The 25,950-nt window shown below is 37.4% G+C and carries 32 protein-coding genes and 1 pseudogene; 19 read left to right on the forward strand and 14 right to left on the reverse strand.

Translation table 11 applies throughout. The features are described 5' to 3' along the window. Nucleotides 1–26 precede the first annotated feature (26 nt). Genes ccoG through GUU89_RS10395 form a run of 4 tightly spaced genes read left to right on the forward strand, consistent with a single transcriptional unit; the run spans nucleotide 27 to nucleotide 2,883 of the window. On the forward strand, nucleotides 27–1,448 hold the full coding sequence (gene ccoG, locus GUU89_RS10380; RefSeq protein WP_162127841.1) for a cytochrome c oxidase accessory protein CcoG: 1,422 nt from the start codon (nucleotides 27–29) through the stop codon (nucleotides 1,446–1,448). A 15-nt stretch (nucleotides 1,449–1,463) separates the two neighbouring features. After that, entirely contained in the window at nucleotides 1,464–1,919 is a 456-nt protein-coding gene (locus tag GUU89_RS10385; RefSeq protein ID WP_317163885.1) for a FixH family protein, read from the forward strand. Between the two features lie 3 nt (nucleotides 1,920–1,922). Beyond that, nucleotides 1,923–2,627 (forward strand): sulfite exporter TauE/SafE family protein, encoded by a 705-nt coding sequence (locus GUU89_RS10390; RefSeq protein WP_162127842.1) that lies wholly within the window; start codon nucleotides 1,923–1,925, stop codon nucleotides 2,625–2,627. A 25-nt stretch (nucleotides 2,628–2,652) separates the two neighbouring features. Next, nucleotides 2,653–2,883: a YdcH family protein gene (locus tag GUU89_RS10395; RefSeq protein ID WP_162127843.1), complete on the forward strand. Its 231-nt coding sequence runs from the start codon at nucleotides 2,653–2,655 to the stop codon at nucleotides 2,881–2,883. Nucleotides 2,884–2,931: 48 nt separating this feature from the next. Here GUU89_RS10395 and GUU89_RS10400 read toward each other — a convergent pair whose 3' ends face one another. The 3 genes from GUU89_RS10400 to GUU89_RS10410 form a co-directional block, all read right to left on the reverse strand. Then, nucleotides 2,932–3,663, reverse strand: a complete 732-nt coding sequence (locus tag GUU89_RS10400; RefSeq protein WP_162127844.1) for a sulfite exporter TauE/SafE family protein — start codon at nucleotides 3,661–3,663, stop codon at nucleotides 2,932–2,934. A gap of 44 nt (nucleotides 3,664–3,707) precedes the next feature. Continuing rightward, nucleotides 3,708–5,075, reverse strand: coding sequence for an oxygen-independent coproporphyrinogen III oxidase (gene hemN, locus GUU89_RS10405; RefSeq protein ID WP_162127845.1), 1,368 nt, complete (start codon nucleotides 5,073–5,075; stop codon nucleotides 3,708–3,710). 112 nt (nucleotides 5,076–5,187) lie between these two features. After that, on the reverse strand, nucleotides 5,188–6,255 hold the full coding sequence (locus GUU89_RS10410; protein WP_162127846.1) for a branched-chain amino acid aminotransferase: 1,068 nt from the start codon (nucleotides 6,253–6,255) through the stop codon (nucleotides 5,188–5,190). A gap of 282 nt (nucleotides 6,256–6,537) precedes the next feature. Here GUU89_RS10410 and GUU89_RS10415 point away from each other — a divergent pair, with 282 nt between their 5' ends. From GUU89_RS10415 to GUU89_RS10435, 5 genes are all read left to right on the forward strand, one after another. Next, nucleotides 6,538–7,041, forward strand: coding sequence for a DUF4920 domain-containing protein (locus tag GUU89_RS10415; protein WP_162127847.1), 504 nt, complete (start codon nucleotides 6,538–6,540; stop codon nucleotides 7,039–7,041). 12 nt (nucleotides 7,042–7,053) lie between these two features. Then, nucleotides 7,054–7,518, forward strand: a complete 465-nt coding sequence (locus tag GUU89_RS10420) for a hypothetical protein (protein WP_162127848.1) — start codon at nucleotides 7,054–7,056, stop codon at nucleotides 7,516–7,518. Nucleotides 7,519–7,521: 3 nt separating this feature from the next. Further along, complete coding sequence (mnmD, locus tag GUU89_RS10425; RefSeq protein WP_162127849.1) at nucleotides 7,522–8,193, forward strand: tRNA (5-methylaminomethyl-2-thiouridine)(34)-methyltransferase MnmD; 672 nt, start codon at nucleotides 7,522–7,524, stop codon at nucleotides 8,191–8,193. A gap of 117 nt (nucleotides 8,194–8,310) precedes the next feature. Next, nucleotides 8,311–8,508, forward strand: coding sequence for a hypothetical protein (locus GUU89_RS10430; RefSeq protein WP_162127850.1), 198 nt, complete (start codon nucleotides 8,311–8,313; stop codon nucleotides 8,506–8,508). Nucleotides 8,509–8,984: 476 nt separating this feature from the next. Then, nucleotides 8,985–9,179: a hypothetical protein gene (locus GUU89_RS10435; protein WP_162127851.1), complete on the forward strand. Its 195-nt coding sequence runs from the start codon at nucleotides 8,985–8,987 to the stop codon at nucleotides 9,177–9,179. Nucleotides 9,180–9,213: 34 nt separating this feature from the next. Here GUU89_RS10435 and GUU89_RS10440 read toward each other — a convergent pair whose 3' ends face one another. Further along, the gene (locus tag GUU89_RS10440) at nucleotides 9,214–10,155 is read right to left on the reverse strand and encodes a LysR substrate-binding domain-containing protein (RefSeq protein WP_162127852.1); all 942 of its coding nucleotides are present in this window, start codon (nucleotides 10,153–10,155) and stop codon (nucleotides 9,214–9,216) included. 92 nt (nucleotides 10,156–10,247) lie between these two features. Here GUU89_RS10440 and GUU89_RS10445 point away from each other — a divergent pair, with 92 nt between their 5' ends. From GUU89_RS10445 to GUU89_RS10455, 3 genes are all read left to right on the forward strand, one after another. Then, complete coding sequence (locus GUU89_RS10445; protein WP_162127853.1) at nucleotides 10,248–10,556, forward strand: hypothetical protein; 309 nt, start codon at nucleotides 10,248–10,250, stop codon at nucleotides 10,554–10,556. Nucleotides 10,557–10,619: 63 nt separating this feature from the next. Continuing rightward, nucleotides 10,620–12,215, forward strand: a complete 1,596-nt coding sequence (locus tag GUU89_RS10450) for a SulP family inorganic anion transporter (RefSeq protein ID WP_162127854.1) — start codon at nucleotides 10,620–10,622, stop codon at nucleotides 12,213–12,215. 12 nt (nucleotides 12,216–12,227) lie between these two features. After that, nucleotides 12,228–12,863 carry a carbonic anhydrase family protein gene (locus GUU89_RS10455; protein ID WP_162127855.1) on the forward strand — a complete coding sequence of 212 codons (636 nt, stop codon included), beginning with the start codon at nucleotides 12,228–12,230 and terminating at the stop codon, nucleotides 12,861–12,863. A 48-nt stretch (nucleotides 12,864–12,911) separates the two neighbouring features. On the opposite strand, the gene GUU89_RS10460 is transcribed toward GUU89_RS10455, so the two are convergent. The 7 genes and pseudogenes from GUU89_RS10460 to GUU89_RS10490 form a co-directional block, all read right to left on the reverse strand. Then, the gene (locus GUU89_RS10460) at nucleotides 12,912–14,105 is read right to left on the reverse strand and encodes an LETM1-related biofilm-associated protein (RefSeq protein WP_162127856.1); all 1,194 of its coding nucleotides are present in this window, start codon (nucleotides 14,103–14,105) and stop codon (nucleotides 12,912–12,914) included. Between the two features lie 70 nt (nucleotides 14,106–14,175). After that, entirely contained in the window at nucleotides 14,176–14,751 is a 576-nt protein-coding gene (locus tag GUU89_RS10465; RefSeq protein ID WP_162127857.1) for a YdeI/OmpD-associated family protein, read from the reverse strand. Nucleotides 14,752–14,757: 6 nt separating this feature from the next. Beyond that, entirely contained in the window at nucleotides 14,758–15,285 is a 528-nt protein-coding gene (locus GUU89_RS10470) for a superoxide dismutase family protein (protein WP_162127858.1), read from the reverse strand. Between the two features lie 71 nt (nucleotides 15,286–15,356). After that, nucleotides 15,357–15,880 (reverse strand): annotated as a pseudogene (locus GUU89_RS10475) (hypothetical protein). A gap of 53 nt (nucleotides 15,881–15,933) precedes the next feature. Continuing rightward, on the reverse strand, nucleotides 15,934–16,776 hold the full coding sequence (locus tag GUU89_RS10480) for a GNAT family N-acetyltransferase (protein WP_162127859.1): 843 nt from the start codon (nucleotides 16,774–16,776) through the stop codon (nucleotides 15,934–15,936). Between the two features lie 7 nt (nucleotides 16,777–16,783). After that, on the reverse strand, nucleotides 16,784–17,167 hold the full coding sequence (locus GUU89_RS10485) for a hypothetical protein (RefSeq protein ID WP_162127860.1): 384 nt from the start codon (nucleotides 17,165–17,167) through the stop codon (nucleotides 16,784–16,786). Beyond that, the gene (locus GUU89_RS10490; RefSeq protein ID WP_162127861.1) at nucleotides 17,154–17,372 is read right to left on the reverse strand and encodes a hypothetical protein; all 219 of its coding nucleotides are present in this window, start codon (nucleotides 17,370–17,372) and stop codon (nucleotides 17,154–17,156) included. Before GUU89_RS10490 ends, GUU89_RS10485 begins: the two co-directional genes overlap by 14 nt. A 136-nt stretch (nucleotides 17,373–17,508) precedes the next feature. On the opposite strand from GUU89_RS10490, the gene GUU89_RS10495 reads away from it, so the two are divergent. Beyond that, complete coding sequence (locus tag GUU89_RS10495) at nucleotides 17,509–17,742, forward strand: hypothetical protein (protein WP_162127862.1); 234 nt, start codon at nucleotides 17,509–17,511, stop codon at nucleotides 17,740–17,742. A 105-nt stretch (nucleotides 17,743–17,847) separates the two neighbouring features. Here the strand turns inward: GUU89_RS10495 and GUU89_RS10500 are convergent, their stop codons facing one another. Genes GUU89_RS10500 through rlmD form a run of 3 tightly spaced genes read right to left on the reverse strand, consistent with a single transcriptional unit; the run spans nucleotide 17,848 to nucleotide 20,524 of the window. After that, complete coding sequence (locus GUU89_RS10500; RefSeq protein WP_162127863.1) at nucleotides 17,848–18,603, reverse strand: DUF6048 family protein; 756 nt, start codon at nucleotides 18,601–18,603, stop codon at nucleotides 17,848–17,850. Continuing rightward, nucleotides 18,575–19,072 carry a DUF6452 family protein gene (locus tag GUU89_RS10505; RefSeq protein ID WP_162127864.1) on the reverse strand — a complete coding sequence of 166 codons (498 nt, stop codon included), beginning with the start codon at nucleotides 19,070–19,072 and terminating at the stop codon, nucleotides 18,575–18,577. Before GUU89_RS10505 ends, GUU89_RS10500 begins: the two co-directional genes overlap by 29 nt. Before the next feature lie 39 nt (nucleotides 19,073–19,111). Then, complete coding sequence (gene rlmD, locus GUU89_RS10510; protein WP_162127865.1) at nucleotides 19,112–20,524, reverse strand: 23S rRNA (uracil(1939)-C(5))-methyltransferase RlmD; 1,413 nt, start codon at nucleotides 20,522–20,524, stop codon at nucleotides 19,112–19,114. A gap of 459 nt (nucleotides 20,525–20,983) precedes the next feature. On the opposite strand from rlmD, the gene GUU89_RS10515 reads away from it, so the two are divergent. The 6 genes from GUU89_RS10515 (at nucleotide 20,984) to rocD (ending at nucleotide 25,925) form a co-directional block, all read left to right on the forward strand. Further along, nucleotides 20,984–21,484: a hypothetical protein gene (locus GUU89_RS10515; protein WP_162127866.1), complete on the forward strand. Its 501-nt coding sequence runs from the start codon at nucleotides 20,984–20,986 to the stop codon at nucleotides 21,482–21,484. A 179-nt stretch (nucleotides 21,485–21,663) separates the two neighbouring features. Continuing rightward, entirely contained in the window at nucleotides 21,664–22,257 is a 594-nt protein-coding gene (locus tag GUU89_RS10520) for a hypothetical protein (protein WP_162127867.1), read from the forward strand. Nucleotides 22,258–22,415: 158 nt separating this feature from the next. Next, nucleotides 22,416–22,985: a hypothetical protein gene (locus GUU89_RS10525; protein WP_162127868.1), complete on the forward strand. Its 570-nt coding sequence runs from the start codon at nucleotides 22,416–22,418 to the stop codon at nucleotides 22,983–22,985. Between the two features lie 90 nt (nucleotides 22,986–23,075). Continuing rightward, on the forward strand, nucleotides 23,076–23,624 hold the full coding sequence (locus GUU89_RS10530) for a DUF1697 domain-containing protein (RefSeq protein WP_162127869.1): 549 nt from the start codon (nucleotides 23,076–23,078) through the stop codon (nucleotides 23,622–23,624). A 43-nt stretch (nucleotides 23,625–23,667) separates the two neighbouring features. After that, nucleotides 23,668–24,369, forward strand: a complete 702-nt coding sequence (locus GUU89_RS10535; protein WP_162127870.1) for a DUF1003 domain-containing protein — start codon at nucleotides 23,668–23,670, stop codon at nucleotides 24,367–24,369. 275 nt (nucleotides 24,370–24,644) lie between these two features. After that, the gene (rocD, locus tag GUU89_RS10540; RefSeq protein ID WP_162127871.1) at nucleotides 24,645–25,925 is read left to right on the forward strand and encodes an ornithine--oxo-acid transaminase; all 1,281 of its coding nucleotides are present in this window, start codon (nucleotides 24,645–24,647) and stop codon (nucleotides 25,923–25,925) included. The last annotated feature ends 25 nt before the right edge of the window (nucleotides 25,926–25,950 follow it).

Raw genomic sequence — 25,950 nt, forward strand, 5'->3', positions numbered from 1 at the left:
AAACGTTTTTACTAAAACGCAATACCATGTCCGACAAGCACGAAGATGATAGTTTCAGAGATAGTATAAGTACTATTGATGCCAAAGGCAAAAGAGCTTGGATTTTTCCAAAAATTCCGAAAGGAAAATTATATGAGCGCAGAAAATGGTTGAGTTACTTCTTACTGTTGTTTCTGTTTTCTGCGCCCTTTATAAAGGTAAATCACCATCAGTTTATGATGTTTAATGTGTTAGAACGTCGTTTTAACTTATTTGGTTTTCCTTTTTGGCCACAAGATTTCCACATTTTCGTAATCATCATGATTATTGGTGTGGTAGGATTGACCCTATTTACAGTGGCATTCGGGCGGATCTTTTGTGGTTGGTTTTGTCCGCAAACCATCTTTATGGAAATGCTGTTTCGCCGCATTGAATTTTGGATAGATGGTGATCGTGGTGCCCAAATTCGGTTAGCCAAACAAGAATGGAATGCCGAAAAAATTAGAAAACGATTAACCAAATGGTTCATTTTCTTTGTGATTTCGTTTTGGATAGCCAATGTGTTTTTAGCCTACTTAATCAGTAGCGATAAATTAATTCTGCTAATAAAAGAAGGACCGGCCAATAATACGTCAACGCTCATTGCTTTATTGATTTTTACTGCCGTATTCTATTTTATCTATGCCTGGTTCAGAGAGCAAGTCTGTATTATTGCTTGTCCTTATGGCAGAATGCAAGGGGTTTTATTGGATAACAAATCCATCAACGTTGCCTACGATCATGTGCGGGGTGAAAAAGAAAAAGGAAGAGCCAAATTCAATAAAAATGAAGACCGAGCGGCTTCCGGAAAAGGCGATTGTATTGATTGCAGTTTGTGTGTGCATGTATGTCCAACCGGAATCGATATTAGACACGGAACGCAACTAGAATGTGTGAATTGCACAGCTTGCATTGATGTTTGCGACAGCATGATGGAAAACGTAGGCTTGCCAAAAGGCTTAATTCGCTACGCCAGTGAAGATGAAATTGTCAAAAAAGAAAAGTTTGTTTTCACCAACCGTATGAAAGGCTATGTAGCGATACTGGCCATATTAACGGGGGTATTCATTGGAATGTTGTTTTTAAGAAACGAAGTAGAAGCAACCATATTGCGTCTTCCGGGACAATTGTTTCAACACAAAGGAGATAAAATCAGCAATATTTACACCTTCAAAATTGTCAATAAAACTTCAATAAACTTTGATAAAGTGCACATCGAATTAGTCAATCAAAAAGGCGAAGTCAAAATGGTAGGACCGCGTTATTTTAAAGTAAAAAGAGAAGGAATCAGCGAAGGAACCCTATTTATTGAAATCAAAGAAGCGCTTTTAGAAAGTGACAAAACAAAATTAGTATTAGACGTTTACAATGATAACAAGTTAATCGATACCGAAACTACCAATTTCCTTGGGCCGAGAAGTTTCGAATAACACAAATTAAAAGGTATGAGAATCAAAATTAATTGGGGAACTGCAATCGTGATAGCGTTTGCATTATTTATGAGTTTTATATTGTTTTTTGTCTTCCGTGTACAATCGGACAGCAAATATGACAATGAGTTAGTAACCGAGGAATATTATAAAAAAGAAGCCTTGGTACAAGATGATATTAACAGTGTACAAAACGCCAATGCGTTAAGTCAAAAACTAACCATCGGAAACACTGCGGAAGGTATTATGATAAGCTTTCCAAAAGATTTAGATTATAAGAAAATTAAAGGTAAAGTATCCCTTTACAGACCGTCCAACAAAAAGTTAGATTTTGCTAACCCAATTGCACTAGCTAACTCCGATTTGCTCATACCTAAAAAGAATCTGGTGGGCGGTCTTTGGGATATTACTGTCGAATGGACTTACGACGGACAAACTTATTTGAACAAAGAAGAATTGTATTTTCAGTAAGTCATGCTTTACACTGCACTATTATTTGGCTTAATCTCCAGTTTGCACTGCGTAGGTATGTGTGGCCCTATCGCCATGATGCTACCGGTTTCGAGAAGCAATCCTGCCAAAAAAGTAATTCAGATTATGTTGTATCATGCCGGAAGGTTAACTTCTTATGCTACACTTGGATTTCTTTTCGGGCTATTGGGAAAAGGGTTGTACTTGGCCGGAATACAGCAAAACATTTCAATAGTAGTAGGAGTGTTAATGATTACTATAGCTATACTACCTGAAAAGGTTTTTGCTCGATATAATTTTTCAAGACCTATTTATAGACTCATTTCAAAAGTAAAAAGCAGCCTGGGACAACAATTCAAACGAAAAACGCCGGATGCTTTGTTTACCATTGGGTTGTTCAACGGCTTGTTGCCTTGCGGATTGGTTTATGCCGCTTTGTTCGGAGCTATTGCTATGCAGCATGTAGGTATGAGTATGCTTTATATGTTGCTTTACGGAGCAGGAACGATTCCGTTAATGAGCGCTGTGGTTTATGTGTCTAATTTTTTAACGCTGCCTTTTCGCCACAAACTCCAAAAAATTGTACCTTTAGTTACCGTAGTTATAGGAGTGCTGTTTGTCTTGAGAGGCATGGGCTTAGACATCGCTTATGTGTCGCCCAGTAACATGCATTTATTCGTTCAGGCTGTTGCCAATTGCCATAAATAAAAATCAATAACCAAAATAATATAGTATGGAAAAACACGATTTATTACACGAATTCCCGGAACATAAGGATAAAATTCACGAGCTTAAGATTTCGAATGAGCATTTCAGAAAACTGTTTGATGAATACCACGAAATTGAGCATCAAATTCACCGTATAAATATGGGTTCAGAGCTGGCCAATGATACCTTTGTTCACGAATTAAAAGCCAAATTGTTATTCATGAAAGATGAAATTTATTCTTATTTGAATAAATAGTTAGAATTAATTGGAAAAAAACCACGTTACTGGCGTGGTTTTTTTGTGTCAAATTGTTTGGATAACCCGGATGGCCGTTATAATTCCGGTAATTAAAATCAATACCAATACTGTTTTTTTGAATTGTTCTTCGGATATTTTATTCAGTATTTTTTTTCCGATAAAAGTGCCAATGATGCTTACGACCAACAATATCGGAATCAGATACAAATCATCTTTGTGGATATAACCATTCAATCCGTAAACGACAGTTCTGCTGCTGTCAATAGCCAAATCAATAATGGCGGAAGTAGCTATGAAAACTTCCATTTTTAAATTAAAAGCCGCCAAAGTTATACCTCTGATGGCACCACCGGTTCCCAGAATTCCGGCAATAAACCCTGAAGCTATGCCGCCGCTAACACTGTTTAAGGTAGTGGGTTGAATCACGATGTTTTTAAAAATGAGGAACGTTAAGCTTAAGAGGATTAAGAAGACTGCTAAGCCCATTTCCAACCACTTAGTGGCAATGAATTGACTTAAATAAGCACCAAGAATAACAAACACAACGGCCGGAACGCCCAGGCTGACAATCAGTTTTTTATCAAAGCCTTTATGAAAAAAACTAATTTTGGTCACATTACTTAGTACATGAAACATGGCGGTAACACCCAGCACAGAATGAAAGTCCAAAAAGTAACTGGCTATCGGAATAAAAAACAAAGATGAGCCAAAACCACCAACCGTCCCAAGGACTTCGGCTAAGAGTGCCAGCAGTATAAAATAAACGAGATAATCCAATTGTGACTGGTTTTAGAAGCAAAATTAAAGGTACTGAAAAGTGCTTAAACCGTCATGGAAAACAATTGTGTTTTTGGAGATTTTCTTTTTAAACGCAAGTCAAAGGCCATACAAATGTTGCGCACAAAGGGTTTGCCTTTTTCTGTTACCGTTAATGAGTTCGAAGTAATTTCTATTAAACCATCACTTTCCAGTTCCTCCATATGAGATAAAATTTCGGGAAGCAGTACTTTGCTGTAAAAAGAATCATTTTCCCAAGTAGTGACGAAACGACACATCAGGTTTAAGATATGCTGGCGAATAATTAAATCTTCGTCCGACAAGACATGACCTCTGAAAACCGGTAATTCGTTTTGTGCTAATCGTGCATAGTAGGTTTCCAGTTCTTTTTCATTTTGAGCAAATGCGTACCAACTGTCGCTGATGGAAGATACTCCCAACCCAATCATCAATTGTGTTTTGGAAGCGGTGTATCCCATGAAATTACGGTGTAGTTTTCCTTCTTTAAAAGCATCAAACATGCTGTCATTGGCCAAAGCAAAATGATCCATGCCAATTTCGTGATATCCTTTTTGAGCCAACAGCTCTTTTCCGATTTCATACAATTCCCGTTTTGCCTCATCTTTGGGCACATCTTCATCTTTGAAACCTCGTTGTCCATTGCCTTTTATCCACGGAACATGGGCATAACTGTAAAAAGCTAATCGATCCGGAGCCAGTGAATTGGTTTTGTCTATGGTATCGATTACGTTAGCTAAGGTTTGAAATGGCAATCCAAACACCAAATCATGAGAGATGGAAGTATAGCCTATCTCTCTGGCCCAAAAGGTTACTTTAGCAACATTATGAAAAGGCTGAATACGATGAATAGCGGTTTGCACCTTTTCTGAATAATCCTGAACTCCGAAACTCACTCGGCGAAAACCTAAATCGTATAATTGCTGCAAATGAGCACGAGTTGTATTGTTAGGATGACCTTCAAAACTGAATTCATACTGTTTTGCTTTTTCCGACAGACTTAAAATTCCGGTAATTAATCGTTTTAAATTTTCCGGAGAAAAAAAGGTTGGTGTCCCACCGCCTAAGTGAATTTCACGAATAATTGGTTTTTCGGGAAACAACGCACAATACAGTTGCCATTCTTTCAAAACCGCTTCAATATAAGGATTCTCTACCTCATGTCGTTTTGTAATGCGTTTGTGACACCCACAAAACGTGCATAGGCTTTCGCAAAAGGGTAAATGAATGTAGAGGCTAATGCCTTCCGTTGTATTACTTTCTTGAAAACTCTTGATAAATGTTTTTTGCCATTTTTTAGAGGTGAAAGTGCTTTCGTCCCAATAGGGAACCGTAGGATAACTGGTGTATCTTGGCCCTGGAACATTGTATTTTTGTACTAATGAAATTGACATTTCCTTATAATTTGCAAGGTCAAAAGTAGCATCCTGCATACGGAATAAAAATGACAATTATCATAGAAACGAAAAATCCTCCGAGAGGAGGATTCTTATTGGTGTAATCAATTTAGATTTTCACGGTCCAGCCAAAAGTATCTTCGGCCAGTTTGTATTGAATTTTGGTTAGTTTCTCTTTCAACTGTAAGGCAATAGAGTCCTCCGTTTTCGGCAATTCATGATAAGTTTCTTTGTATTGAAAACCTACAATAGGGCTTACCACAGCGGCCGTACCGGCTCCGAAGATTTCTTTTAAACTTCCGTCTTTGGCGGCGGCCACCAACTCATCTACTAAAACCGAACGTTCTTCTACTTTGATACCTTCGCGTTTCGCCAATTCGATTAAGCTTTTACGGGTAACACCATCCAGAATTCTTTCACTAACAGGTGCAGTAAATAAGGTATCGTTGATTCGGAAAAAGACATTCATGGTTCCGGCTTCTTCCAGTTTGGTATGCGTGGCGTCATCGGTCCAAATGATTTGTTGAAAACCTTGTTCCTGTGCTAACTTTTGCGGATAAAACTGAGCAGAATAATTTCCGGCGGCTTTGGCAGCACCAATTCCTCCATTGGCTGCTCTACTGTAATGTTCGGCAATAATCACCTTAACTTCACCCGAATAATAGGCACGGGCCGGCGAAAGGATAATCATAAAACGGTATTGTGTTGAAGGCTGAGCGATAACGCCCGAACCAATGGCAATCATAAAAGGTCTTATGTATAATGTATTGCCTAATCCTTTTTTCACCCAGTTTCTTTCTAAATCAACGATGGTTTTTAGGCCGTCAATGAAAATAGATTCCGGGACTTCGGGCATGGCCATTCTTACGGCTGATTTATTGAAACGATCTAGATTTTGATCCGGTCTGAAAAGCCACACCTCCTCGTTTTCATCTTTGTAAGCTTTCATACCTTCAAATATGGCTTGGCCGTAATGAAAAACTTTTGCCGAAGGATCAATCAGGAAAGGTTCGTAAGGTTTGATGATTGGCTTTTGCCATTGTCCTTCTTTGAAATCACACACTAACATGTGATCTGTAAATACATTTCCGAAGGCAAGGTTTTCAAAATCGACTTCGTTAATTTTAGAAGAGGGAACTCTAACTATATCGATTTCGGAAGTATTTTTTAACATCATTTAGGTTTGGTTTTTGTCAAGAGAAAAGTATAATAAATTGATAATCAATTTTTTACTACTGTTTCTTGAAAATTAGTGTTGTGTTGTTAGTTTTTTGTAAAACTAATAAAAATATGTTTGTCTTTTGCATCGCCAAAAAATATTGAAAACTTTTTCCGAAATCCTAATTTCAGCTTGTTGAGACCAACTAATTTCACAAGAATTCGGAAAATTAATTGTTAATATATTATGTGAATTTGTTAATCTGTTTACATTTGTAACTCAATTATAAAAACTAAACTTATGAAGACTATAAAAACTATCTTATTTGCTCTGGCAATGTTCGTTAGTGTAGGCGCAATGGCACAATCAGCCACTAAAGCCGCAAAGAAATTTGACAGCAAAGACTACGCTTTATTTGGCGAAAAATTTAAAGTGAGCAAGATTTTGACCAAAGATCAAATGCTTAAAAAATACAAAACCCTTAAAAAAGGCGATACTATTACAGTACAATTTCAATCTAATATTAAAGCCGTTTGTAAAAAGAAAGGCTGTTGGATGAAAATGGAACTAGCCGGTGATGATGATTCATTCGTGAAATTTAAAGATTACGGATTCTTTGTTCCGCTTAATGCTGACAACAGTGACGCTATTGTGAATGGGAAAGCTTTTGTAGACGTAGTTTCGGTTGATGAGTTAAAACATTACGCCAAAGATGGTGGAAAATCGGCCGCTGAGATTGCCAAAATCACTAAACCCGAAGTTACTTATTCCTTTACTGCGGATGGGGTTTATATCAAAAAATAATTAGGCCATAACATGAAAAAATTATTCCTGGTTGTTTTAACGATAAGCTTATTTTCTTGCCAAAAGAAAGAAGAAAAAAAAGAGGTTAAAAAAGAGGTTAAAAAAGAAGAAAAGCAATGCTCCTCAGGTTCCGGCAAAAAGTTGGAAATGTACCAGATGTCTGAAATGGCTGCTTTGATGGAACAAATGTATGTGGATAATCAACGATTGAAAGAGCGCATTAAAAAAGGCGATACGATTGGTCAGTTTCCGCAACATTTTCTCAAAATCCACAAAGCCGTGATGACTGATGATTCTGATAATGATGCTTTTTTTAAAGAACAAGCCGCTAAGTTTATCAAAGCTCAGGAATTGATTTATAAAGATCCAAAGAATGCAAAGGAGCATTTTAATGATGGAGTTGATGCTTGTATTCAATGTCACCAACAAAAATGTGGTGGCCCGATTCCGAGGATTAAGAAACTTTATATTGAATAAGTTTTGAAACGCGAAATCATCACCACCGATGATGGTTCGACTACCATTCATTTGCCGGAATGGAATGAAAGTTATCATTCTAAACACGGAGCTATTCAGGAAGCATATCATGTATTCATTAAAAATGGGTTTTCTCTTTTCGGAGGAAGACCCATTTCTATTTTGGAAATAGGTTTCGGCACCGGACTCAATTGTTTTATTACCTATTTAGAGGCCAAAAAAAAGAATCAAACTATTGACTATGTTGGAGTAGAGGCGTATCCAATTCCAATGGAAGAAGCATTGCAAATGAATTATGCCCATACGATTGAAGCTGATGAAAGTGCTGTTTTTGAGCAAATCCATCAGCATCACTGGGAAGAAAAAAATACCATCTCTCAAGATTTCACGCTAACCAAGCGTAAGCAGTTTTTTCAGGATATTAACGATGAGAATGCTTTTGATTTGATTTACTTTGATGCTTTCGGCTTTCGGGTGCAACCTGAATTATGGTCGGAGGCCATTTTTGCTCAAATGTTTCGAGCTTTAAAATCAAACGGAGTCTTGGTTACTTATGCTTGTCGAACTTCCATTAAAAATGCGATGCTATCAGCAGGTTTTTCTGTAGAAAAGCTGCCCGGTGCTCCCGGCAAAAGAGAGATGTTGCGCGCTACTAAAGCTGTTGCCAAACTTTAACATTTTACATTGTTATTTTTAACTTTAAATTTGATTGAGCCAAAAAGGATATTCTTTATTTTTGAGAAACCAAATTCGTTCTTACTTAATTATTTTAACTTAATCTAATTACTTTTTATGTCTAAATCAATGTTAGACTTCACTAAGTCTGTATTGAAAAGAGTAAGTTTTGATGTCTCTCTTTTTACCAAAGAGCTTGAAAAAGCCTGTAAGGTGTTATTGCCTTACGAATTAGAAGAATTAACATCTTGGCTTTTACAATTTACCAAAGAAAAGCCGGAATTGCAGCATTGTATGTTGCGTATTAATAATTAATAAAACTAAAAGGAACTTAAACGGTTCCTTTTTTTATTTTATTGGCAGGGAAATTTTGTTCGTAATTGTTTTACGTATATATAGTCGTATTAACTTTTAAAACGGAGAAATCATGGGACGAATGCTTTATGATTATACAAAATCCTGCATTATAAAAGGAAGTCACAATAAGTCACATTTTGTGAAGGAATTGGTAAGAGCGTCAAAAACTTTGATGCCTCACGAACAAGAAAATTTAATTAACTGGTTATTTTATTTTACGGCTGACAAGCCCGAATTGCAAAATTGGCTTTATGAGTACTTAGATAAAAATAAATTAGTAAGTTAAAACCTTAAAAAAATATTAAATAGTGCATTTCAACGATTAAAATCGTGAATAAACGATGTTTTTTTATAAAAATCATTGTGATAAAACTTTTTTTGTTTTACATTTACTAAACGTTCTTACACTAAGATAACCCCAAATCTTAACCACTATGCCTAGAATGATTTATGATTACACAAAATCGGTACTCGAAAGAGTGAGCTTCGACCCGATTCTTTTTGCTAAAGAATTAAAAAAAGCAGTAAAAAATTTACTGCCTTATGAGGTTGAACAATTAAAAAAATGGCTTCAATATTTCACAACCGAACATCCGGAGCTGAAGCAATGTTTATCTGTAGTTAGTTAACAGAAAGAAAATAAGGAGTTGGTGCAACAGCTCCTTATTTTTTTTGCAGCGGACTGATAATTTGTACATTCTGAAACGCAATCGCTCCTTTGATAACTCCTGAAATGGTACTTCTTAAAGCATCAATAATGTGAATTTTTAATTCGTTTTTAGGAAAAATTAAACTCACTTCACGCGCCGGTTTCGGTTCGGCAAAATGTTTTAATTTCAGTTGATCTTTTTCGCTTAAATTTAAAGTGTGCAAATAGGGAAGGAGCGTTATTCCTAATCCTTCATCAGCTAATTTAATCAAGGTTTCAAAACTTCCGCTTTCAATTTGAAAATGGTTTTTCTCATTCTGATTCTGATTTTTGCACAAGTTCAGTATACCATCTCGGAAGCAATGTCCATCCTGCAGCAACAAAATCTCATCAATATTTAAATCATCTATTTCGATTTCTTTTTTGTTGTAAGCAGTATTGTTTTCCGGAATGTAAGCTACAAAAGGTTCGAAATACAAAACGATTTCCTTTATTTTTTCTTCTTCCAATGGTGTAGCCGCTATAGCCGCATCCAAATGCCCGTTTTTTAATTTTTCAATAATGTCATTGGTGTTCAACTCTTCAATAACCAATTTCACTTTGGGGTATTTTTTAATAAAATTGTTTAAGAACATTGGCAACAATGTTGGCATCACGGTAGGAATGATACCTAGGCGGAATTCACCACCGATAAACCCTTTCTGTTGGTCAACGATATCTTGAATTCTATCAGCTTCATTAACTATATTCTTAGACTGATTCACAATTTTTTGTCCGATTTCCGTAAGCTGAATCGGTTTTTTGGTTCGGTCAAAAATCTGAATCTCTAATTCTTCTTCTATTTTCTGAATTTGCATGCTCAAGGTGGGTTGTGTCACAAAACACTTCTCAGCTGCCAGTGTAAAATTTTTATGCTCGGCCACGGCCAAAACATATTTAAGTTGAGTAATAGTCATTTATAGTAAAATTTGATACAAATATAAAACCTATCAATTTACTTTATAGTAATCAGTTGTTAAATTTTTTATAATAGCTATTTATTCACCTAATGAATCACTATTTTTGCGGCATGAAACAGGTATCAAGATTGCTATTACTCTTGTTCGTTACTTTTCTTTCAACACCAACCATAGTGACTTTGATTGAAAAGAACACTGATATTTCTGTTTTCTATAATTTTTCTGAAGAAGAAATTCATAAGAATGTAAAAGAGATTAAAGCCAATTTAAATGTAGATACTCCCATTGTATTCTTCGATTGGAGTCAACAAAAGAATTCTAAAATTACTTTTGAAAACTTATCTAAACACGATAATGTTTTTTCAACCATTTTTTCACCACCACCCGAATTGATTTAATACATCTGATGATTCAAAACTCTGTCTTTACAGAGTCATTATGTATTTAATTAATTTATAGGTATGACAAAAAAAATCAATCTTTTGGCGAACCTTAAAGCTGATTTTGCATCAGGTTTAGTGGTTTTCCTAGTGGCGTTACCTTTATGTCTTGGCATTGCCTTGGCGAGTGGCGCTCCTTTATTTTCCGGGATTATATCCGGAATAATTGGCGGAATTGTAGTTGGCTATCTCAGTCAGTCTCATCTAAGCGTTTCCGGTCCTGCTGCGGGCTTAACAGCAATAGTATTAACCGCGATAACAGATCTTGGTGCATTTAATATATTTTTACTTGCTGTTCTTTTGGCGGGATTAATACAGCTGGCATTAGGATTTATCAAGGCGGGTTCCATATCCAATTATTTTCCCACCAATGTTATAGAAGGAATGTTAGCAGGTATAGGGGTTATTATTTTTCTTAAACAAATCCCTCATGCTTTTGGCTATGATCCTGATTATGAAGGCGACATGGGGTTTTTACAACCCGATGGTGAGAATACATTCTCGGAGTTATTTTCGGTAGTGCACCATATTCAATTAGGCTCTATAATTATTACCATTATTTCATTATTTATTCTAATTGCTTGGACAAAAATTGAGTTTTTAAAGAAGCTAAAATTAGTCCCGGCAGCTTTAGTAGCAGTTATTGTGAGTGTACTACTCAATGAGTTTTTTATTCAATCAGGAAGTAATTTAGCCATTACTAAAAATCATTTGGTGAGCTTACCGGTTCCTACTTCGCTCGAGGAATTTAAGGCAATAATAATAATGCCTGATTTTGGAGCAATTGGTAATGCCAAAGTATGGATAGTAGCCATTACGATAGCAGTTGTAGCCTCTATCGAAACACTCTTATGTATTGAAGCAGCCGACAGAATGGACGCGCAAAAACGCTATACAGATACCAATGTGGAGTTGAAAGCCCAAGGTATCGGTAACATGATTAGCGCTCTTTTAGGAGGCTTACCGATGACTTCGGTAGTGGTAAGAACTACGGCCAACAATACGGCAGGAGCCAAGTCGAAAATGTCTACTATCATTCATGGGCTTTTATTGCTGATCAGTGTTTTGACTATTCCGGTTATACTTAACAAAATACCTTTGGCAACGCTGGCCGCTGTGTTATTATTAGTAGGCTATAAGTTGGCAAATCCCAAGACTATCAAACATTTTTGGGAAAAAGGAAAGTATCAGTTCATTCCCTTTATCGCTACTTTTGTAGCCGTAGTTTTTACCGATTTGCTTAAAGGAGTTGCACTCGGAATGATAATCAGTGTTATTTTTGTACTGAAAGGAAATATGAAACGTGCTTATTTATTCCGAAAAGAAGAATATCAGGATGGTGATGTCATTCACATCGATTTGGCACAAGAAGTTTCTTTTTTAAACAAAGCTGCCATTAAGGCCACGCTCAACTCAATTCCGGAGAATTCCAAAGTAATTATTAATGCCGATGACACGGTGTATATCGCTCATGATGTATTGGATTTAATTAAGGAATTCAAAAAAATCAGAGCCAAAGAAGAAAATATAAAAGTTAAATTAGTAGGGTTCAAAAAATCATATGATTTAGTGAATTCCGGCGAAGAAGAAAAACACGTTTTTGTTGAACACAAATAAAATAAAAGAACTATGAAAGCACATACATTAGAAACACAATCCTCCTTAACTCCATACAAAGCCCTTCAATTTTTAAAAGAAGGAAACAAACGCTTTATGAGTAATTTAAAAGTAAACCGTAACCTATTAGAGCAGGTAAATGATACCAAAAATGGGCAGTGGCCTTTTGCCATTATCTTAAGTTGTATTGATTCGAGAACTTCTGCTGAGCTTATTTTTGATCAAGGTTTGGGTGATATTTTTAGCGTGAGAGTTGCCGGAAACATACTGAACGATGATATCATAGGCAGTATGGAATTTGCTTGTAAAGTAGCCGGTTCAAAATTAGTGGTTGTCTTAGGACACAGCAAATGCGGTGCTATTAAAGGAGCTTGCAGTAATGTACAACTGGGGCATCTTACCGGACTTTTGGATAAAATAAAACCGGCTATACACGAAGTTTCAGCTCAAGGAAAAACAGATGAATCGTCGTCTGAATTTGTTGAAGAAGTGGCGCATTTTAACGTAATTCATTCTATGGATGAAATCTTAAAACGCAGCGATGTCTTAAGAGAAATGTTTAATAACGGAGAAGTTGGTTTTGTAGGCGGTTATTATGATGTAGAAACCGGGGAAGTAGAGTTTTTAAAAGAAATTCTCCACGATTAAGATGGAAAGGAAAAGAAAAAAGTCGCTTTAAGGCGACTTTTTTTATGCTTATTCTGCGTTTTCGTTGAAGGCTGACGGCAGCATTTTGGGGATAAATTTTATCAAGATAGGTAGCAATAAACTCCCGCCCGGTAAAAGAAAAATGGTCAAGGAAGGAACGGTTTTACATATATCGAGCAATTGCTTTTTGATTTTTTTCTTCTCGTCTTTATCTAAATCTTTATGGGTTGATTTGGCCAAAAGTTGCATCAGTTCTTTGCTCTCGGTGATTTCTTTCAAGAAGCGGTTTTTGTTTCTTTTGATTAGCACCACCACACTATCGGTAGTTTGATCGTAAAACGTTTTAACCGGATTAGAGTTGTTGAAATAAGGAATTTCCGCTTTGTATTTAGAAATAAAAGTATTGACAAAAGTAATACTGTCTAAGACAAATGTATCTGCTATACCTAGTTTTTCTCCTAGTTTATATAGAAAATACCGTTCTTCATTTTCCACTTGCTCATCGCTCCACAAACTGATGCCGGCCAAATCGATGATGTAGAATTTTTCCAAATCATTTTGCAAATAACTTAAATCCAACGCCTCTATGTTGGGAATGGTTGTCGGACTGAACTTATTATACCTAACGGAAGATTCAAATAGTTTCAGCAACAAATCATCGTGAGCCGAAATACCGGTTTTGGTTTTTAGCGAAAGCGAAATCACACTGATGACACTATCTTCAATTCGGTTGAAATACTTTTCAGGTAAAGCCCCTTTATCCAAATATTGCTTGAAAGCCAACACATCAATAAACAGCAGCGCATTGGTGATCACATGCGAAAAATTCTTGCTGAATAAATCTTCGTTGGTTTGGACTCTTTCGTGTATGATTTTCTCCAGTTTACTGGCGGGTGAACTGCTGGCCAACATTTTCTGCAACGGATTAAATCCTTTTGGGGTTAACAGATTATAAAAGGCTACGGTTTCATTAATAAAGTGCCCGAAATCATTGTTTTGCCTTGTCAAACGGTACATTTGAAACAAAGTATTCAACATGCCCAGTTTTGAAATCTCTTCCGGCAGCCAATCTTGTTGAGCTATAGGTTTTGGTGTGTCAAAGCTGATGATGTGCCCAAATATAAATCCGGTAGCGCGGGTTTGGCTATAGAATGCCAACTCATCACTAGGGAAAGTCTGAGGCAAAGGTTGCTGTTCTGCAAAGTATTTATCGATCCAACCGTGTACTGATGGGTTAATCATTAGCTCCTAATTTGGTTCTGCAAAACTAAATCATTTTTGTGATGATTGTGTAACCGAAGCGTTATCAAATTTAAAACGTGCCCCGTGCTTTTATATTTTGCTCACAAAGGCTGACTATTTCAATGATTCGGTTGGCTCGGGTTTCTTCCCGCTTGGCTTGATTGAGCCAATACAAATAGCTTTTCCGGTAGGTTTTACTAAAGTTGTTGTAGTTGTCAAAAGCCGTTTTATTCTTCTTAAAAGCAGCTTCCAAATCTTTCGGTACAATTAAATCTTCTACATGGTCTAAAGATTCCCATGAACCGTTTTGCTTGGCCAGCTCAATTTTACGCAAGCCACTTTCGTGCATTAAGTTCTCGGCAATCAGTTTTTCTATATAGGTTTTGTTGAGTTTGCTCCAAACACTTTTGTCTTTACGAGGGGTAAACATTTGGCGTCTTCGTTCGTCGTCTAATCTTTTGACGGTAGAATCTATCCAGCCGTAACAAATAGCCACCTGAACCGCTTCTTCCCAGCGCATGCTTTCGTACGTACTGTCAACCCGATAAAAGATTAAATAAACTCCGGTTGAAGTGTGATGATTTTCGTGCAACCACTCGCGCCATTCCTGAGCATTTTTGAAGTATAAATGTTCCTTTTCTTCCAAACGAAACTATTTTATGATGGCCGAGCAGGCTACTCTTCCGCCGGCATTTCCGGTAGGTTGTGTAGTGTAATCATCCGGATTGGCGTGTACTATCAGTCCTTTGTTTAAAATATCTTTGGTAGCATCACCACAGCCAATACACCACTCATCGGTTTTGAATAATACGGTAGCATTTCCGTCAACATCGGCAGTAAAGTTGCCTATATCGCCTTTGTGGTGTTCAGCATCGCCCCATTTACCGTGTTTTTTGAAAGTGGGATTCCAATGACCACCGGCTGAAGCGGCATCGGCTGCAGAACAATCAGCTTTTTCATGAATGTGGATGGCATGGATGCCCGGTTTTAATCCGGTGAGCTTGGCCAAAAGTGTTACTTCGCCGTTTTTTTCGGTAAAGACCGCATTTCCTTTTACGTTACTACCGCTTTTTGATTCAAAAGTAATCTCCAACTTTTTAGTATTGTCATTGGTACTTGAACTTTTGCAACTGAATATCAGCAAACCTACTGCTGCGATTCCTAAGATTATTTTTTTCATGAGAACTTATTTTTTAGAAGCATAAATGTACGCAATTGCCCAATGAAATTCGTTTAAAATAAGGTTAAAGTTTACTTGGTTTTTTCGCCTACAAAATAATCACTTTGCGATTTGAACAATACGTTGAAAGTGGTTAAACTACCGTAAATACGCGTGATGTATTGTTGCAGTTCTACTTTTTCAATTTCTTCCAAGTTACTGGCGTTGATTTTTGTTCCATTACCCTAAGACGGTCGCGGAGCATTACAATTTTGTGAAAGAAGGTATCAATCGGCACGTCTTTTCCGGCCAACCCCGCTTGTCCCGGTTCCAGTTTCATGTTGCCGCCTTTCCATTTGTCGGCTATGGCTACCGGTTCTCCCAGGCCATTCCATTTTTTCAGGATAGTTAATAAACTTTGCTCAACATCATAAAAGCTGATGGTGTCAACTTCGTTTTCAGCGGCTTCGATTACTTCAAATTCGCTGTCAATGGCTATGGTTTCTAATCCGCCGTCAATAAAAGTTACCCAATAGTCTTTGGAAGATACATTGGTTACTACGCCTTTTCCGTATTCGGAGTGATTGATTCTGGAGCCTATTCCAAGTAGTTTCATATAAATAGTATTAAGCCACTAAAATAGCAATTTGCCTGAAATAAAAAAAGGGTCTACAGTTTCAGTTCCATTTCATATTGTGAAACGGTTTTTTGGAATCCTGAGTTTTGTAAAAAGGCGATAGTGGTTGCTGAAGAAGAATCTATGTTAATCATCGAAACTTCAGGAGTATAGTTGGCGGCAATGAAACCAATCAATTGACCGGCCAGTCCTTTATTTCGATGGGTTTTAGCAATGGCAAATTGTTGAATACGGTTGCTTTTCGGATTAAAAATTAAATACCCGCAGAGCTCCTTATTTTGATAAATACCTAAGGAAACTAAATCGGTTTTACTTTTTTCGATAGCGGGAGCGGCATTTTGCCAAGAGGGTTGCCAGTCCCAAAAGGCGGTTAACTGTTTCCAATCTAAACTATTCATCACTTGGATATCAGCAGTGCCGAGCATAACTTTTTGTTGGATAGTGCCTTTGAAGCAATCTAAAGTCCGAATCGTTTTAAAGCCTGTTTTTTCATAAGTAACGATGGCCGGTTTATTAGTGGTAATCACTTCCAATGTAACGGAATCTATTTGTTTTTCACGAAGTTTCGGTAGCAGGTAGTCGTATAGTAAAGCGGTGAGTTTGTTGCCTCTTTTGGAAGGAATAACACCGGTTCCGCCATTGTAAATCAGGTGTTTGTTGTTATTGATAGTGTAACCATGCAAGATGAATGCGATTAATTCATTATCCTCAAAAGCGCCAACGGAATAGTCTAACCGTATGTTTTCGGCATTGATTTTATGAAGCAATTGTTCTTTGGTAATCCGCATCGGGACCACATAATCGGAAAACGCTAAATTAAAAGTACTTAGGATAGTATCAATGCTCGTATTTTCGAGGGTTTGTAGTGTAATCATACTCTTTTTAAAACAATAGGAATCGGTTCTTTTCGGCTGAATAGGTTCCGACATAAATCAATGTTAAGGCACAACTCAAAGATAAAGCATGCACCAAGCAACCCAGTAGAAAGTAAGCTAAAGAATCGTCCGGTTGACTATAGTTGTGCATGGCAATATAAGCAATCAATATGGTTAGGGTGATCAAACTAATCAGGATGCCATACCCCAAGTAAAATAATCGTTTATTGACCAGTAAGGGGAGGGAAGCTATAGCTAAAAGTACTATATCGCGCCAAGCAAAGGCTTTTGAATTCCATAGGGTTTCTGCCAGACTCAAGGCGGCAATGAGCATAAAATACCCGGTGGCGATATACTTCAGTGTTGTTATGTTTGGTTTATTTTTTACCATTAGTGTGGGTATCCATGTGATGTTGCAGTTGCGATTTTAGTGTTTCCAAGTATTGCGCTAAATCGGTGGTGCTGATCTTTTTTTCGGTAGCTTCGCCCAAGGCCATAGGAGTTTCGCTCAAATACTTATACAGCTCAGGATAATGTGTTTCAATTACTGTAGTCAGTTGTATAATGTCCTGCATGAGTTGGTTCAGTGTTTTCATGATGCGTCATTTGGGATTTGTATGCCTTAAACAGTATCCAAATTTAATCAAAAAAGCTGAGGGAGAATCTTTGGTGCTACGGTTATTTTCGGATTTGGTAATTTGCTTATCTTTGGTCACCAAAATCAATTATACCATGTCTAAACAAATCAAAGCTTTTCTATACAACTTACTTTCGTTTGTGGTGTTGTTTGTGCCATTAATCTTTATTTTACAACGCTATACAAGCCTTACAGGGTTTTGGGTACCGGTTACCGCTTTTGTGGTGTTAACGTTGGCCGGACCAAAGTTCCAAGCCGTTAAAACCAAAGATGGGGAGAAGCTGTTTGTGAAATGGATATTCCTGAAAGGAGTGAAGGAGGTTAAATAATTACGAATTATGAATTACGAATTACGAGTTTCAGTTGATAAGAATATATAAGAGTTACTAATCAACATTATCCATTCCTAATTCATAATTTCTAATTCGTAATTGTTACTTCTTCTTCTCTGTCTTTTTTGCTTTTACCGTTGATTTGTATAACGGAAGGAAATACGAAACGGTATAGTTGAAGCCTACGCCGAAATTACCATTATACGTTCGGTTGAAGCCCGGAATGTACAGGTTGTCAAAAGTATCGGGTTTCTTTTGTGACATCAGGCGGTTTAAACGAAAGCTGAAGCCCACATAAAAGTTATTGAAAACCTGAGCTTTTACCCCCGCTACTACTTCTATCCATTGTGCGGATAATCCATTGAATTTATCTCCTGACGGGACTTCTGTTGCTTCACCAAAGTAAGGATACGGGTTATAAATTTTATAGCTGTTCAATGTTTGACTAAAACTACTGACACCATAGCGTAAGCCCACATAAATCATGTTTTCCATGTTGCCCCAATTTTGATAGGTGTTGTAATCAAAACCGGCTTTGATATAAGTTCCTTTGGTGGTAAAGTTTACGCGGTCGTCGTCAACGGTTTTGTCTTCATTCCCAATTTCAGCAGCCAAGTAATGTCTTCTGGTCAAACGGTAATCGCCCACGAGCTCTAAACCGCGATAGTCTTTTTCGTAAAAGGAACGCGTTAGTTTGAATAAATCAACTCCCACTCGTAATCCGTAGCGCTCTTTTTTGGGAGCGATACTGTCCTTCTTTATGCTATCTTTTTGCGTAGTATTCTTTTCTTGAGCCTTGCCTGTCAACGAAAGCAACACCAAGAGTATACTAAAAGTAAATTTTGATATGTGTTTCATTTTCAGAGGTAATAGCGTTGGTTTGAATAGTTAAGTTTTGAACCCAAGGAACATCAGGTGAGGCCGCGTTGCTTTGCACTACACCATCATCAGCATTGAGCTGATAAACGACTTTATAGCCACAAGCTCTGGACACATAAACGGTTTGGGTGGTATAATTAAATTCCAGAAAATCTTCATTAGCCGAAGTGCTGGTGCTGTTCATAATCAAGCTGTATTTGACTGAGTTTTTAGTGGGGTCAAGCGGTAACTTAATCTTACTTTCTGCATTAAAAACATCAAGGTCTAGGTCATTAAGCGCTCCTTCGCCTTTGACTTTCAGGTTCACTACATTTTTAACGTTGGCCGGATTAGAACTGTCATAAAACTCTAAAACCAAACGCGGGGTAGTGTCCTCGGTACAGATGTCATCCTTCTCACAACCGGAGAACGAAACAGCAATTAATAACAGTAACAGTATTTTCTTCATAACACAACTCGTAACTCGTAATTCGTGACTCGTAATTAATTATCTTTTCTCCAAAAGTACAACATTTTCAACATGATGCGTTTGCGGAAACATATCTACCGGTCGTACGCGGGTTACCTTGTAATGTTCGTCCATCAAAGCTAAGTCACGGGCTTGGGTAGCGCTGTTGCAGCTTACATAAACCACTTTCTCAGGCGCTATTTTCAGGATTTGTTCCACTACATCTTTGTGCATCCCGTCACGCGGTGGGTCGGTGATGATGACATCGGGTTGGCCATGTTGTGCAATGAAGTCGTCATTGAAAACATTCTTCATATCGCCTACATAGAACTCACAGTTGGTGATGCTGTTGCGCTTGGCATTTTCTTTAGCATCTGCAATAGCTTCAGGAACGGCTTCTACACCAATCACTTTTTGAGCTTGTTTGGAAACAAATTGCGCAATGGTTCCGGTGCCGGTGTATAAATCATATACCACTTCGTTACCGGTAAGTCCGGCAAATTCACGAGTGATTTTGTATAGTTCGTAAGCTTGGTCCGAATTGGTTTGGTAGAACGATTTGGCGTTAATGCTAAAATGCAAGCCTTCCATTTCTTCTAAGATATACTCTCGGCCTTTGAACAGTTTGATGTCTTGGTCGTAAAGCGTATCATTGGCTTTGCCGTTAATCACATATTGCAAAGAGGTAATTTGCGGAAACTTCTCGTAAATATGGTTCAGCAACAGTTCGCGTTGGGCTTTGTCTTCTTTGTAAAACTGCAACAGCACCATTATTTCTCCGGTAGAGGCGGTACGAATCATCAGCGTACGCAATAGGCCGGTATGATGACGAGCGTTGAAGAACTCTATGTTGTTGTCAGTAGCAAAGTGTTTGATTTCGTTGCGAATGGCATTCGAAGGGTCTTCTTGCAAATGGCATTTTTCAATGTCTAAGATTTTGTCCCACATACGCGGAATGTGAAAGCCTAAGGCATTTTTATTGCCAAATTCGACTCCTGATTGTATTTCGGCATCGGTCATCCAACGGGTGTCGGAGAAACCGAACTCCATTTTGTTTCGGTAAAAGAATTGTTTGGCTGAACCTAAGATGGGCTCAAAGGTGGGCAACTCAATTTTACCGATGCGTTTAAGGTTGTTGAATACCTCTTGGTTTTTATAGAACAACTGTTTGTCGTAGTTCATGTTTTGCCATTTGCAGCCGCCACAAGCCCCGAAATGCTGACAAACCGGGTCAACCCTGTCGGCAGAATACTGGTGGAATTTAATGGCTTTGCCTTCAAAGTAGGCTTTTCTTTTCTTGAGGGTTTGTACATCCACCACATCGCCAGGTACGACGTTGGGGATAAAGATGACTTGACCTTCGGGGGCTTTGGCTACCGATACGCCTTTGGCACCGGCATCTAAAACCGTTATGTTTTCAAATATGACTTTGTTGGTTACTTTTCTTCCCATGGCGCAAAAATAGAATTTAATTACGAATTATGAATTACGAATTACGAATTAGGGATTAGGGATTAGGAATTAGGAATTACAATTTTATTTTGGATTTTGTAGGTGGGTGAGGGGAGATGAATCTATGCCTTTTTGGGGTGAAAAAACGGTTTATGGCACTATAGAAACTGCCTTTATGGCAATGTGTGGCACTCTTGCCGCACTCTAGAGGCAATCTAGAAGCAATCTAGAAGCAATCTAGAGGCAATCTAGAGGCAATCTAGAGGCAATCTAGAGAAATTTAAAAAAGACAATTGAGGACCTATGAAAAGCATCGAAATTTAACAGTTGTTGTAGGAAATTTGTATATTTGGGAAAATTACAATGACTAATTTATACCGGCTCTTAAATAGAGTTAAGTGAATGACTAATGGTTGTTCGGGTATTAATGAGTTATAGCCAATTTTAGGACGACCGAAAATGAAAGAACAAACAGAAATATATAAACTTGACAAAAGTATCTGGACACATGACGACTTTGAAGAAATGGGTTGGCATGACGCAAACATTTATGGGCTGACAATTGAGAAAAGCAAAGATAATTGGACAGCAGACTTCTTGCTCGACTTAGACTACATTTTTAAATGGGTTCATCCAATTCCTCCAGCACAGACATTTACATTTTGGGTTGCTCCATGTACTCTAATTTTTAAAGAGTGTTTTGACTTGCATATTGACTTCAAAACAGATGGTGGTTGTCTTGACTTAATGGAAATAGCTGACCTTTATTTAAAAAGCAAAATAGAGCAAGAGAAAAATAAGTTTGTTTACGAATGGACAATCGAGTTACAACAAGGACAAATAACTTTGAAGTCATATGGTCTTGAACAAATTGTAAGACAACAACCCAAATACGTGCACGGACAAGTGTTAACTTTGGACGAGCGTGGTGGAATAAATTTTGGACGGAAACCATGCTGACAGAAAGAAAAACTGGCTATAACAGGCGTTTGGCAAAAGTGGCGGTTCAGTTCTCCGCAGACGGTTTTGGGGTTCTCCAAAGTTTGGTTCTCCGCATCAACATTTGTGGTGAAAATCGCCACCTTCGCCAAGCGCCAAAACGTTAGCGGTAAGCATAAACACACTCAACATATAAAGACATGGAAAAAAATTATCGAGCATATTTTTTGAACTGGACGACAATTAATCAAGTCGGAAAAATTAAACTTTTAAGATCTGCTTTTGTAATATTCTTTTTATTACCAATAATTGCGCAATTAATTGAGAAGTATCAAATACACTTTGAAATACCAATTTCATGGCTATTGTTATATTACAGTACATTGTCTATTTCACTAGGAACTCTTTTATATGGAATTTTTTGCCCTGAAATTGTTTCAAAATTCGAATCTTTTGAAGATTTTGATAAATCTGGAAAAGGAGGAGCATATCTGTATAATCAATTATCTAAAATAATGTCCAAACAGAAGACTCAAGGAAATTTAATTGAATTATTACAAAAATACACTTTTGCACATCTGAAAAATGAAGCTGGCATCGAAGATATAATAACGCGTACCATTTGGGGTGGACATAAAACTGATTTTTGGTTTGTTCATGATACTCTAAACTACTCTAAACCGATAATTCGAATTGCTTGTTCATTATTCTATTTTACCGGTTTTGTACTGCTTGCTATTGTTTTCATCGAAAAAATATTTACTGTTACAGAGTATCTAATAAAAATTCAATAAATGCCTACCGCTAACAGCGGTTTCACGCAATAGTTGCAATCGATTTTCCTTAAACGGAAAATCGAGAGGAAATTTACATATCTTTACAACTAACCGCTAACCTTCCCGCCACTGACGCGAAGCCGCGGTACGTTAAGTGCAAATTTAAACCCTTTACAATGAAGAACCTTTTTATCATTACACTACTCACATTTGGAATTAATTTTACAAATGCTCAGCAGAACATTTCGATTGAAGCAAAAGGAAACTTAGAATCTCCAAAACCTTGTGGATGCATTGATTTATCCGAAGTTACAAACGAAAATAACCCTGCAGATATTCTAACTGGAATGGGAAAGTGCATTGAATTAAAACAATTTGAAAAGGCTGCTCGCCTATTTGCTATTGCAGGAGTATATGGAAAATATGACACTTTTAGAGTTAAAGATAAAAGTGCACATCAAGCTTTAATGGTTCTCCAAATGAGTATTTTGGAAAATATTGACGAAAACGACAAAACCAATTTGATGGATAGTTTAAAAAAAGAACTTAAATCAGGCTCTAAAGAATTAAGTAATATTTGCCAAACAATTCAACAAGTTGGAATTCCAAAATATCACCCAAAATACATGGTTCAGCACGGAATTCAAGCATTTACTGATAATAATGGAAACGGTCTGGTTGATGGATTTAACAGCCAGGAATCATGGAATTTAGCTTTAAAAAACTACTTGCATTGTGGAGAATAAAATCTGCACATAACAGCGGTTTCGCGCAATAGTTCCTTCCAATTCCCCAACCAAAAATATTTTATTATCTTTAGAACTAAATACTAGTGTATGAAAACCCACTTAGCCCTTCTTCGCGGCATCAACGTTTCGGGACATAAAATGATTAATATGGTTGCTTTGAAAAAGGCCTTAGAGGGTATTGGTTTTACCAATGTGGTAACCTATATCCAATCGGGGAATGTGTTTGTGGATACCGAAGAGGAGAGTCCGGGTAAGGTTGGTTTCGACATCAAGCAGGAAATTTTTAAACAGTTTGGTCATGATGTTCCGGTGATTGTTATTGGTCAGGAAGACTTGCAGGCCTGTTTAGACCGCAATGGGTTTTTGAACGAGGAAGGGGTTGATTTGAAAAAGCTGTATGTGTCTTTTATTTCTTCGGAACTGCCCGATAATATGATTACCCAGCTCAATCTGAACTTTATTAAACCCGACGAAATACAGTTGGACGGCAAGCGCATTTATTTGAAATATGACATTTCACCGGCCAAAACCCGATTAGACAACAAATGGATTGAGAAAAACATGAACGTGATGTCGACCACCCGCAATTGGAATACGGTGAATACTTTGTTGAAAATGTTTCAGGAGCGACTTTAGAACAGCGCTATTTAATTGTAAATTAGCAAAAATCTACTAAAGTATGGGAACCAAAACCACTTTTAAAAGTTCAATTTCGGGTGCTGATTTTCCGGAAAGCGATAGAGTTTGGGGCAAGTCAATACGCTCGGCTATTTTTAATTTAATCAAAAAAGACTATCCTGATTTTGATGTCAACGGCTGTATTGCCGGTAGTGAACTCAATGTTTATCGGGAGAAATATATAGCGGCCTTTTTGCAATCGGAAGTGGGAGAGCTTACAGATTTGCACAAAAACGTTATGAAATCTTTGGGGACTGATAAATCCTTTGTTTCTAAAGTAGAGGAAGAGGAAGACACCCGAACGGTAGGGCAGGTGGTTGCTGATAAAGTAGCTGATTTTGGCGGAAGCTGGACCTTTATTATTTCGTTTTTTGTTTTTATCTCCTTATGGATAGCTTCTAATGTTGTTTTACTCTTGAACAAAGGCTTTGATCCTTATCCCTTTATTTTACTGAATCTGATACTTTCTTGTGTTGCAGCGCTTCAGGCACCGGTGATTATGATGAGTCAAAACCGTCAGGAAGAAAAGGACCGCGAAAGAGCTAAAAAAGATTATATGATTAATTTGAAATCAGAACTTGAAATTAGAATGCTGGATGAAAAATTAGACCATCTTATCATGCACCAACAACAGGAGCTGATTGAAATTCAGAAAGTACAAATTGAGATGATGAATGATATCCTTGAACGGATTAAGAAATAATTACGAATTACGAGTTACGAATTACGAATTACGAATTACGAATATAAATAGTATAAGCTGAGGTTAAGGAAAATGTAGTTCAGGTTAAAAGTTATGATTTTGCAATTAAAGTTGTGTAACTATATCAACATTACGGACTAACAATTCGTAATTCATAATTCGTAATTCGCAATTAAATTTTACTTTTGTACAACATGGATGATTTCTCTCCACAAGAAGGAATGGCGATTTAATAAAGTAATCTGTAGTGAGAGCAGATTAAAAATTCAATTACAATGTCAGTTTTAGAAAAAGTAACTTCAACCGATGCCATTGCATTAGAAAACAAGTATGGAGCCCACAATTATCACCCTTTACCGGTTGTACTCAACAGAGGAGAAGGCGTATATGTTTGGGATGTAGAAGGTAAAAAATATTATGATTTCCTTTCGGCTTATTCGGCCGTGAATCAGGGTCATTGTCACCCTAAAATTGTGGGAGCTATGACAGCGCAGGCGCAAACGTTAACCTTAACGTCGCGTGCTTTTTACAATGATAAATTAGGCGTTTACGAAGAGTATATCACTAAGTATTTTGGTTTTGACAAAGTATTGCCGATGAATACCGGTGCCGAAGCTGTAGAAACCGCTTTGAAATTGTGTAGAAAATGGGCTTACGAAAAGAAAGGCATCTCCGAAAATGAAGCGCAAATCATTGTTTGTGAAGGCAACTTCCACGGAAGAACGACTACTATCATTTCGTTTTCCAATGATGAAAATGCCCGTAAAAACTTTGGTCCGTATACTGCAGGATTTATAAGAATACCTTACGATGATATCGAGGCGTTGGAAAAAGCCATCAAGTCGTCTAAAAATATTGCCGGATTCTTGGTAGAACCTATACAAGGAGAGGCCGGTGTTTATGTACCAAGTGAAGGGTATCTGGCTAAAGCCAAATCATTGTGTGAAGACAATAACGTATTGTTTATAGCCGATGAGGTTCAAACCGGAATTGCTCGTACCGGTTCGTTATTAGCCGTTTGCGGTAATTGTAGTTGCGAAAAACAATGTGAAAAACAACCCACATATGTTGCCCCGGATATTTTAATTTTAGGAAAAGCTTTGTCAGGTGGCGCTTATCCGGTATCGGCTGTATTGGCTAATGATGCTATTATGAATGTAATTAAACCGGGACAACACGGTTCTACTTTTGGCGGTAATCCTATCGCTGCGGCAGTAGCTATTGCTGCTTTGGATGTAGTAACTGAGGAAAAATTGGCCGTAAATGCAAGACGTTTAGGTAAACTTTTCCGTTCTGAATTGGCTAAGTATATTGAAACGTCCAATATTGCTACGTTGGTTCGTGGTAAAGGATTACTTAATGCTGTAGTGATTAATGATACCGAAGAAAGTGATACCGCCTGGAATATCTGTATGGCTTTACGTGATAACGGTTTATTGGCCAAACCCACTCATGGTAATATTATTCGTTTTGCACCGCCTTTGGTTATGAATGAAGAGCAATTATTGGATTGTGTTTCGATCATTATCAAAACCTTAAAGCAGTTTGAAAACTAATCAGTAACCTTTTAACCAACCAACC

The organism is Flavobacterium phycosphaerae, from assembly GCF_010119235.1.
GTDB classification, from domain to species: Bacteria; Bacteroidota; Bacteroidia; order Flavobacteriales; family Flavobacteriaceae; genus Flavobacterium; species Flavobacterium phycosphaerae.

What these genes read in the sequence shown, in the direction of transcription:
- GUU89_RS10385 (WP_317163885.1), top strand. Translation starts at nt 1,464, where the DNA reads ATGAGAATCAAAATTAATTGGGGAACTGCAATCGTGATAGCGTTTGCA.
- GUU89_RS10435 (WP_162127851.1), top strand. Translation starts at nt 8,985, where the DNA reads ATGCCTAGAATGATTTATGATTACACAAAATCGGTACTCGAAAGAGTG.
- rlmD (WP_162127865.1), bottom strand. Translation starts at nt 20,524, where the DNA reads ATGGGAAGAAAAGTAACCAACAAAGTCATATTTGAAAACATAACGGTT.
- GUU89_RS10515 (WP_162127866.1), top strand. Translation starts at nt 20,984, where the DNA reads ATGAAAGAACAAACAGAAATATATAAACTTGACAAAAGTATCTGGACA.
- GUU89_RS10390 (WP_162127842.1), top strand. Translation starts at nt 1,923, where the DNA reads ATGCTTTACACTGCACTATTATTTGGCTTAATCTCCAGTTTGCACTGC.
- GUU89_RS10520 (WP_162127867.1), top strand. Translation starts at nt 21,664, where the DNA reads ATGGAAAAAAATTATCGAGCATATTTTTTGAACTGGACGACAATTAAT.
- GUU89_RS10440 (WP_162127852.1), bottom strand. Translation starts at nt 10,155, where the DNA reads ATGACTATTACTCAACTTAAATATGTTTTGGCCGTGGCCGAGCATAAA.
- GUU89_RS10415 (WP_162127847.1), top strand. Translation starts at nt 6,538, where the DNA reads ATGAAGACTATAAAAACTATCTTATTTGCTCTGGCAATGTTCGTTAGT.
- GUU89_RS10395 (WP_162127843.1), top strand. Translation starts at nt 2,653, where the DNA reads ATGGAAAAACACGATTTATTACACGAATTCCCGGAACATAAGGATAAA.
- GUU89_RS10460 (WP_162127856.1), bottom strand. Translation starts at nt 14,105, where the DNA reads ATGATTAACCCATCAGTACACGGTTGGATCGATAAATACTTTGCAGAA.
- GUU89_RS10470 (WP_162127858.1), bottom strand. Translation starts at nt 15,285, where the DNA reads ATGAAAAAAATAATCTTAGGAATCGCAGCAGTAGGTTTGCTGATATTC.
- GUU89_RS10500 (WP_162127863.1), bottom strand. Translation starts at nt 18,603, where the DNA reads ATGAAACACATATCAAAATTTACTTTTAGTATACTCTTGGTGTTGCTT.
- GUU89_RS10450 (WP_162127854.1), top strand. Translation starts at nt 10,620, where the DNA reads ATGACAAAAAAAATCAATCTTTTGGCGAACCTTAAAGCTGATTTTGCA.
- GUU89_RS10505 (WP_162127864.1), bottom strand. Translation starts at nt 19,072, where the DNA reads ATGAAGAAAATACTGTTACTGTTATTAATTGCTGTTTCGTTCTCCGGT.
- GUU89_RS10495 (WP_162127862.1), top strand. Translation starts at nt 17,509, where the DNA reads ATGTCTAAACAAATCAAAGCTTTTCTATACAACTTACTTTCGTTTGTG.
- GUU89_RS10535 (WP_162127870.1), top strand. Translation starts at nt 23,668, where the DNA reads ATGGGAACCAAAACCACTTTTAAAAGTTCAATTTCGGGTGCTGATTTT.
- hemN (WP_162127845.1), bottom strand. Translation starts at nt 5,075, where the DNA reads ATGTCAATTTCATTAGTACAAAAATACAATGTTCCAGGGCCAAGATAC.
- GUU89_RS10485 (WP_162127860.1), bottom strand. Translation starts at nt 17,167, where the DNA reads ATGGTAAAAAATAAACCAAACATAACAACACTGAAGTATATCGCCACC.
- GUU89_RS10490 (WP_162127861.1), bottom strand. Translation starts at nt 17,372, where the DNA reads ATGAAAACACTGAACCAACTCATGCAGGACATTATACAACTGACTACA.
- GUU89_RS10455 (WP_162127855.1), top strand. Translation starts at nt 12,228, where the DNA reads ATGAAAGCACATACATTAGAAACACAATCCTCCTTAACTCCATACAAA.
- GUU89_RS10430 (WP_162127850.1), top strand. Translation starts at nt 8,311, where the DNA reads ATGTCTAAATCAATGTTAGACTTCACTAAGTCTGTATTGAAAAGAGTA.
- GUU89_RS10445 (WP_162127853.1), top strand. Translation starts at nt 10,248, where the DNA reads ATGAATCACTATTTTTGCGGCATGAAACAGGTATCAAGATTGCTATTA.
- GUU89_RS10420 (WP_162127848.1), top strand. Translation starts at nt 7,054, where the DNA reads ATGAAAAAATTATTCCTGGTTGTTTTAACGATAAGCTTATTTTCTTGC.
- rocD (WP_162127871.1), top strand. Translation starts at nt 24,645, where the DNA reads ATGTCAGTTTTAGAAAAAGTAACTTCAACCGATGCCATTGCATTAGAA.
- GUU89_RS10530 (WP_162127869.1), top strand. Translation starts at nt 23,076, where the DNA reads ATGAAAACCCACTTAGCCCTTCTTCGCGGCATCAACGTTTCGGGACAT.
- GUU89_RS10410 (WP_162127846.1), bottom strand. Translation starts at nt 6,255, where the DNA reads ATGATGTTAAAAAATACTTCCGAAATCGATATAGTTAGAGTTCCCTCT.
- GUU89_RS10480 (WP_162127859.1), bottom strand. Translation starts at nt 16,776, where the DNA reads ATGATTACACTACAAACCCTCGAAAATACGAGCATTGATACTATCCTA.
- GUU89_RS10525 (WP_162127868.1), top strand. Translation starts at nt 22,416, where the DNA reads ATGAAGAACCTTTTTATCATTACACTACTCACATTTGGAATTAATTTT.
- ccoG (WP_162127841.1), top strand. Translation starts at nt 27, where the DNA reads ATGTCCGACAAGCACGAAGATGATAGTTTCAGAGATAGTATAAGTACT.